Source organism: Amycolatopsis sp. NPDC059021, assembly GCF_042739895.1.
Taxonomy (GTDB): domain Bacteria; phylum Actinomycetota; class Actinomycetes; order Mycobacteriales; family Pseudonocardiaceae; genus Amycolatopsis.
On record NZ_JBHYIQ010000132.1, the window covers coordinates 16676 to 24218 of the forward strand.

General features: G+C 69.5%; 7 protein-coding genes. All 7 read right to left on the reverse strand.

The features are described from left to right. Positions 1–95: 95 nt before the first annotated feature. Entirely contained in the window at positions 96–938 is an 843-nt protein-coding gene (locus tag ACFWX1_RS43475; RefSeq protein ID WP_378395760.1) for an alkaline phosphatase family protein, read from the reverse strand. A 388-nt stretch (positions 939–1326) separates the two neighbouring features. Further along, the gene (locus ACFWX1_RS43480) at positions 1327–2493 is read right to left on the reverse strand and encodes an ATP-binding cassette domain-containing protein (RefSeq protein WP_378395761.1); all 1167 of its coding nucleotides are present in this window, start codon (positions 2491–2493) and stop codon (positions 1327–1329) included. 192 nt (positions 2494–2685) lie between these two features. Continuing rightward, positions 2686–3354 (reverse strand): S1 family peptidase, encoded by a 669-nt coding sequence (locus ACFWX1_RS43485; RefSeq protein WP_378395762.1) that lies wholly within the window; start codon positions 3352–3354, stop codon positions 2686–2688. A gap of 111 nt (positions 3355–3465) precedes the next feature. Next, positions 3466–4896: a sodium:solute symporter gene (locus ACFWX1_RS43490; protein WP_378395763.1), complete on the reverse strand. Its 1431-nt coding sequence runs from the start codon at positions 4894–4896 to the stop codon at positions 3466–3468. Further along, positions 4896–5108 (reverse strand): DUF3311 domain-containing protein, encoded by a 213-nt coding sequence (locus ACFWX1_RS43495; protein ID WP_378395764.1) that lies wholly within the window; start codon positions 5106–5108, stop codon positions 4896–4898. Before ACFWX1_RS43495 ends, ACFWX1_RS43490 begins: the two co-directional genes overlap by 1 nt. Next, positions 5105–6781, reverse strand: a complete 1677-nt coding sequence (locus ACFWX1_RS43500) for an amidohydrolase (RefSeq protein WP_378395765.1) — start codon at positions 6779–6781, stop codon at positions 5105–5107. The genes ACFWX1_RS43495 and ACFWX1_RS43500 overlap by 4 nt, the downstream gene beginning before the upstream one ends. Before the next feature lie 141 nt (positions 6782–6922). Further along, positions 6923–7357: a hypothetical protein gene (locus ACFWX1_RS43505; RefSeq protein WP_378395766.1), complete on the reverse strand. Its 435-nt coding sequence runs from the start codon at positions 7355–7357 to the stop codon at positions 6923–6925. Positions 7358–7543: the final 186 nt, after the last annotated feature.

The window sequence follows — 7543 nt, forward strand, 5'->3', positions numbered from 1 at the left end:
CACAAATACTCCGGCCCGCCGGGCGGGCGCGGGGGGCGGGGTGGGCGCGGGGCCCGGGGGGGGGATCCCCCACCCGCCGGGCACCCGGATGCCGGTTACTGCCAGCTGTCGGTGATCGGGGTGGCGCTGCAGGCCGAGCCGGTGCAGGCGAGGCCGTAGGCGTCTTCGAGGGTGCGCAGCACGTTGTAGTGGGTGATGTGCTCGGTGTACTTCCCGGTCTTCACGTGCTGTCCGGAGAAGATGGTGGGGATCTGGTTGTTCTGGCTGCGGTCGTCCTCGTCGAAGGTGACGATCAGGAGGCTGTTGTGCGTCTTGGCCCACTGCGCGTAGGCGTCGATGTTGTTCCTCACCCAGGTGTCACCGGTGGAGATGCTGCAGTCGTGCATGTCGTTGCAGAGGTTGGGCACCACGAACGACACGTTGGGCAGCGTCGTGTAGTCGGTGGGGAACCGGCTGAACCGCAGGTTGCTGGACGCGGGGACGTTGGTGAAGTTCACCCACGGGTTGTGCTTGCGCGCGTACTGGCCGCTCGTGCAGCCGGTGTAGCCGTCGGACGGCATGCTCTCGGAATAGCCGACGAACGAGTTGCCGGCGCCGATCAGCCGGGAACCGAGGTTGGCCGAGGAATAGGTGTGCGGGCAGGAGTCGTCGGTGAGGCCCTGCGTCGAGCCCGAGAACAGCGCGAGATAATTGGGCTCGCTGGGATGGGTCACCGCGAACGACTGGGAAAAGTTCGCGCCGCCGTTGGCCAGCGAAGTGAGATACGGCGCCGACGAGCTGCCGACGATCTCTTTGTAGGAGTGGTTCTCCATCACCACCACGACGACGTGGTCGGGGCGGGGCACACCCGCGGCCGAAGCCATCGGCTGTGCCGCGAGGAGACCCGCGACGGTCAACGCGGCCGTGGTGATCACGCCCACCATTCGTCCGATTCGCACAATTCCTCCTTGTGTTGTCCACATAGGACTCTTCTTGTCGAGCCGGTGTTGTTTCCGTGTTCCGGCCCGACGGTGAGGAAGTGTGCGCCTGTTCACGTGAATACGGGGTAGCTTCGTGTGAATAGCCAGCCAAGAATGCCGCACCGCGCGTTCATCGGAGTTCTGGCGGGAAAATCGCCAACATTTGCTGTTCGGGCACTCTTCGAGGATCCCGGAGAATGTGAATTCCTTTTTGATGTTCCTGCCGCCGGTTGATCTGTCCGGACGCGGGAATGCGGTCCAAGTCCACAAAGGACTCATATGCCGTTAAGGCCACCTTACGGGCGTCAGACGCCCGTAAGGTGGCCTTAACGGCATGGCGAAACCCCGCGAATTGGTCCAGCAGAGGTCAGCCGTCGGAGTCCGGGGACGGGATGGCGGCGCCGGGGACCTGCTCCGGCGCGTGGATGCGGTCCTCGCCAGGGTACGGCTGCGTCCACCCGTGCGTCCGGTACCACGTGAAATGGTTCATCTGCGCGGGATTCGCGTAGTCGGCCTTGGCGTCGGGCCCGGAAAGGCGCTGGTGCGCCTGCCATTCCGCCCATTGCGCCGCGACCTGCTGCTTGTCCGCCGGTATGGTGTCCGGCGCCACGGCGGCGGCCGCGGGATCCGGCGGCGCGGGGGAGTCGGCCCCGCAGGGTGGCAGGGTCTTCAGGCCCGCGGTCAGCGACGTCCGGTTGGGCAGCGCGGTGAACGGCGTGAAGTCGGGAGCGTGGGTGAACGCCCCGCGCATCGGCGTGGCCGCGCTGTCCTTCTGGTTCATCGGGTGGATCCCGAGGATCTGCTCGATGGTCCGGATCATCGTGATCTGCGAGTAGTAGTGGTTGTCGACGACGCCGTGCCGGGCCCACGGGCTGATGATCTGGATCGGCGCGCGGTGGCCGTCGACGTGGTCGAGACCGGCCTGGGAGTCGTCCTCGACCACGAAGATCGCGGAGTCCTTCCAGTACGGGCTGTGCGAGATCGTGTCCACGATCCTGCCGACCGCGAGGTCGTTGTCCGCGACCTGGGCGGCCGCGTTCGGCGGGCCGCCGGTGTGGTCGCTGGAGAGCCAGAACATGTTCAGGTTCGCCGGCCCGTTCTTCTCGAAGTCGCGTTTCCAGATCTCGTACCGGTAGATGTCCGGGACGTCGGTGTCGAACTTCGGGAACCCGTGCACCGAAACGTCGTTGAGCGACGGGATCGGCGCTTTGCGGCCACGGAGCGCGGCCAGCGCGGTGAGGTTCTGCCGGGCGGTCAGCGCGGGGTAGAGGCCGGGGCCGTCCACGAAGCCCGCGACGCCGCCAGGCGTGGAAAGCGCCTGCCCGACCGGCGTTCCGAGGATTTCGAGACTGCCCTCGTCGGCGACGGCGAGACCCAGCACCAGGCCCAGCAGCGTCGTCTTTCCCGCGCCGTTCGGGCCGGCCAGCCCGTGGATCACTCCTCGCGCCACATCCAGCTCGACGTCGTCGAGCGCGACGACGTCACCGAAGCATTTGGTGATCCCGCGCGCCCGCACCGCCAGGGGTCTGTCCATGGGTTCCTTCCTCCGGCGCTCGCGTGCAAAACCTAGGCAGGGCACATGAAACCGGCAGGCGCACGGGGTGAACGCCAGGGGAACGGCACGGGACCGGCTTACGCCACGCCGGTGAAATGTCTGGTTTAAAGCGGCGTCTTGCGCCGGGTTAACCGTCCGCTTGTCTTGGCGTTCGCGCGAGGGACGCGCCGTTCAGGACGTTCCGGTGAGGATGGTGAGGCCGTGCGTGGCGAGGACCTTGGCGACCGGCAGGAAATAGGAGGTGCCGCCGCCCGCGCAGTTCCCGCTGCCGCCGACCAGCACGCCCTGGGCCTGGGTCCCGCTGACGAACGGCCCGCCGGTGTCACCGGGTTCCGCGCAGACGTTCGTCCTGGTCAGTCCGGAGAGGGTGCCCTGGGGATAGGTGATCGTCTGGTTCTTCGCCAGGACGGTCCCGCAGCGCCAGCCGGTGGCCACGCCGTACCGGCACACCGAGGCGCCGATCGGGGCTTCGACGGCGCCGGTGATCGTCACGCGGCCGTTGACGGGCGGGATCGTGCCCACCAGCCGCCAGGCCGCGGTGTTCGTCACCCGGACGACGATCGCGCCGTCCGGCGGAAACGGTGCCGCGTCGACGACGCCGACCGGGGTCCCTCCACTTTGGACGGTGTCGCCGGGCTTACCGCAGGCGGCACTGGTGATGAGGTAGCCGGCGGTTGCCGAGGTGGCGGCGAACCCGGCGGTGCACCGGTAGACCGAGCCGATCCCGAGCGGGCTGCCACCGCCGAGCGGGACCGGGGCGGTGGCCTGCGCCGCGGGCGGCAGCACCAGGCACAGCGCGGGGAAAAGGCCGAGCAGGAAGCGGAATCGGGGCAGTCGCATCGGAGCCTCCGATGGCCGTGGGGTGCCTCGATGGTAGCCAGCCCGGCCGAGCGCTACCAGCGGCCAAGCCGCGCATTCCGGGTCGTGCGCTTGGCCGCCCGCCACGCGGGATCAGGCCGGTTCGGCCGCGAGTTCGGACTCCGGCGCGGTGGTGACGGCGACGGGCTCGCGCCCGGCGTCCGGCCTGAGGCGGCTCCAGCCGAACACCACCAGCAGGTTGATCCCGAGCGAGACGAGGCCGGGATTGACTCCGCCCAGCGTCACGCCGGTGACGTACAGCGCGATCGCGGTGAGCACGCCGATGACCATGCCCGCGGCGATCGCGGACGCGCGCACCCGGCGGGCGAACAGGATCGCCAGCCAGCCGGGCACGACCTGGGCCAGCAGGTTGTAGGTCAGGTTCAGCACGGTGAGCATCAGCGTCGAGGCGACCAGGGTGAGCACCGCGGCCAGTACCAGGAACCCGCCGACGGCGACGACCGTCCAGCGGCGTTGCGTGCCCGGCGCGACGTCCGGCGCCAGATTGCGGCACACCATCCCGCCGATGCTCAGCGCGGTCGCGGCGAGCACCAGCACCCCGGACAGCGCGGCACCGGCGGCGACCAGCCCGAGCAGCCAGTCCGGCAGCAAGCCCTTCGCGGTCACCATGAACACCGTGTTCGGGTTCTTCAGATCGGGATGCGCGCGGACGCCGTAGTACGCGGCGAGCACCAGGAACGGGTAGATCAGCATGTACATCGGCATCCACACCGTGGACGTCTTCACCGCGCGCTCGGAACGGGCCGGGAACACATACGCGCCACCGAAACCGAGGTAGAACACGACGCTCTGGAACGCGATCGTGGTCATCGCGAACAGCAGTCCCTGGCCGCCCATGGTGGTCTGCGCGCTGGTCAGCACCTCCGGCCCGCTGACCTTCGCCGTGCCCCCGGCGGCGAGCACCGCGGCGACGCCGACGAGCACCACGCCGAGGAGCATGAAGACGTCCTTGAGGATGGAGACGAACGCGGGGGACCGCACTCCGGAGACCGCGATGTAGACGAACGCGATGATCCCGGCGAGCACGACGCACTGCACCGGGCTCAGCGGCAGCCCGAGGTTGCCGAGCACGACCTGCAGGCCGATGAACTGGTACTGGCCCCAGGGCACCAGCGCGATCAGCATCGTCACGCAGGTGACCAGTTCCAGCGAGCGGCTGCCGTAGTGCCTGCCGAACACGTCGGGCACGGTCATCGCGTCGTGCCGTTTCGCCGCCCGCCACACCAGCGGCGCCAGGAAGTAGCCCAGCGAATAGGCGAGCAGGATGTACCCGAGGAACCAGATGCCGTAGCTCGCGCCGTGCGCGTAGATCCCGCTGGGGAAGCCGATCATCGTCCCGATGCTGTAGACCTCGCCCACCGCGAGGAAATACACCAGCCAGGCGGGGAAGGACCGGCCGCCGACGAGGAACTCGGAGATGCCGCCGCCGCGGCTCGCCCGGCCCGCCCACACGGCCAGCGCGATCGACGCCGCCATCACCACGGCCACCATCGTGATCAGCATCAGCGCTCCTCGGGATAGTGCGCGCGGTCGAAGAAACGCCAGCTGACCCACAGGCACAACGTGGTCAGCGGGCAGCAGCAGAACACCCAGAAGAACACCAGCGGGATGCCGAACACCGACGCGGTGCTGCCGGACACCAGCGGAATGCCGATCAGGAGCGCGGCCGCCGGGATGCCGAGTCCGATGAGGACACTGGGCCAGCTGCGGATCATCGGGGGCTCCTCGCGTCCGGGAACGATGCGTGCCGCCAGGCGATTTCGCCGCCGCTCACGGTGGCCTCGACCCGCAGGGAGCGAAGGCGATCCGGGTCGACGGTCGTCGGGTCGTCCGACAGCACCGCGAGGTCGGCCAGCTTGCCGGCTTCGAGACTGCCCTTGAGATCTTCTTCACCGGCAAGGTAAGCCGCGTCGATGGTGTAGCCGCGCAGCGCGGCGTCGACGTCGATCGCCTGTTCGGGGCCGAGGACCACGCCCTCACGCGTGGTGCGGCGTACCGCGCACCAGATCCCTTCGAGCGGCGGGACCGGCGTGACGGGCGTGTCGGAATGCAGTCCGAAGTGGATTCCGCGTTTCCTGGCCGAGGCGAGCGGGCTGATCCGGCGCGCGCGTTCCGGGCCGAGGAACGTGTCGTGGTGGCGGTCGCCCCAGTAGTAGACGTGCTTGATGAAGAACGACGCGAGCACGTCGTGTGCCGCCATCCGGTCGAGCTGGTCCTCGCGCACCGTCTGGCAGTGTTCGATGCGGTGGCGGCGGCCGGTGCCGTCCGGCGCGCCGAGACGGGAGTAGCCGTCGATGATGGCGTCGATCGCGGCGTCCCCGTTGCCGTGCACCGCCACCTGCCAGCCCGCGGCGTCCAGCGCGGCGATCCGCTGCCCGAGGTCGGCGGGTTCGACCAGCATCATCCCGTGCTCGCCGGGGTCACAGGTGTAGCCCTCGGCCAGGCAGCCGGTACGGCCCTGGATCGAGCCGTCGGCGATGATCTTGACGCCGGTCAGCGCGAAGCGGTCGCCCGCGTCCACGAGATCGGGCCGTTCGGGACGGCCTTCGGCCAGGCCCGGTACCAGCCCGTCGAAGAGGTAGCCCCGGATCCTCGTCCGCAGCCCGCCCGTGCGCCACAACGTGCGATAGGCCTCGAGTTCGGCGGATCCGCCGATCAGCCCGATCCCGGTGTCGTGCACCGAAGTGATGCCGTTGGCGAGGTACTCGGCGTCGGCGAGCCGCAGCGCGTCGGCCAGATCGTCAGCGCTTTGACCCGGCAGCCGCGAGGTGACCAGGAAGGCCGCGGTCTCCACCAGCAGCCCGGTCGGCTCGCCACGCTCGTCGCGGGCGATGTGCCCGCCGGGCGGGTCCGGGGTCGTCGCGGTGATCCCGACTTCGCGCAGGGCCGCCGAATTCGCCACGCAGAAGTGCCCCGACACGTGGGTGAGCACCACCGGGTTGCGCGGGGATACGGCGTCGAGATCGGACCGGGCCGGATGCCGCCGGTCGGCGAGCAGCGTGTCGTCGTACCGGAACCCGCGGACCCACTCGCCGGGGCCGCGATCGGACACCGCCTGCGCGACCCGGCCCGCGATGTCGTCGATGGTGTCGTTGGGCGGGCTGCCGGCGTCGACCGGCGCGGCCAGCGTCATGCCGAAGAACGCCGGATGGTTGTGCGATTCGACGAACCCGGGGATCGCCGTGCGCCCGCCGAGGTCCAGCACCCGCGTGTCCGGCCCGATCAGCTCCGCGATCTCGCGGTCGGTGCCGATGGCGATGATCCGCCCGGCCTTCGCCGCGAGCGCACCCGCTCGGCGACCGGCCCGGTCCAGCGTCAGGACGGTTCCGCCCAGCGCGACGAAGTCGGCTGCCCGGTCGTTTTCGGCCCCTCGCGCGAAATCCTCCACCGAACCTCCTCGCCGACGTGTCCTGGATCACGACAGTGCGGGAAACCGGGGGACGGGGAAAGGTCCAGAAGTCGCCGGGTCGGAGGTACCAGTTCAGGGCAGCACCCGCCAGAGCCGCCGGTACGACGATCGCGCGGGCGGTCAGCACCTGAAGGTGACCGTGACACCGGCCAGCTGGCCGGGGGCGGGCTTCACCCGGATCTCGGGCATGGCCAGGTTGTTCCCCCAGGCGATCGCGACGAGCCGGTGCGGGCTGTCCGGGGACATCGCGGGCACCCCCACCCAGATCTCCTTGTTCCCGTTGCGCTCGTCGTATCCCTTGACCTCGGCCAGCGCGACCCCGGCGTTGCTCTGCAGCGTGAGGTCGTAGCCCTGCCGGTAGCCGGGGTGACCCGCGATGCCGGCGCTGCCCTTGGCACGGACCCAGTCGGAGAACGCGGGGGCGACGGCGGTGCCCGAACAGGCCGACTGGCCGGTGGACGCGGCGGGTGCGGCGGTCGCCGACGGCGCGGCGAGTAGCGAGGTGCAGGCGAGGGTGGCGGCGATCAGGGCGGTGGTGCGGATGATCTTCTCCATGAGATCTTCCTAGCCGCTGTAGCGGCCACGAAAGCTGCGGGCGGGAAAGGTTCGCCGGAAGAGGTGACATGTCTCGAACGCTCCGTTTGCGACGATCAGCGTCCCGAACGGAGCGTTCGCGACATCCGACGCGCCCCGCCCCGCCGAATGCCGTGAAGGGGGCCTTGACAGCGCTCAGCGCTGTCA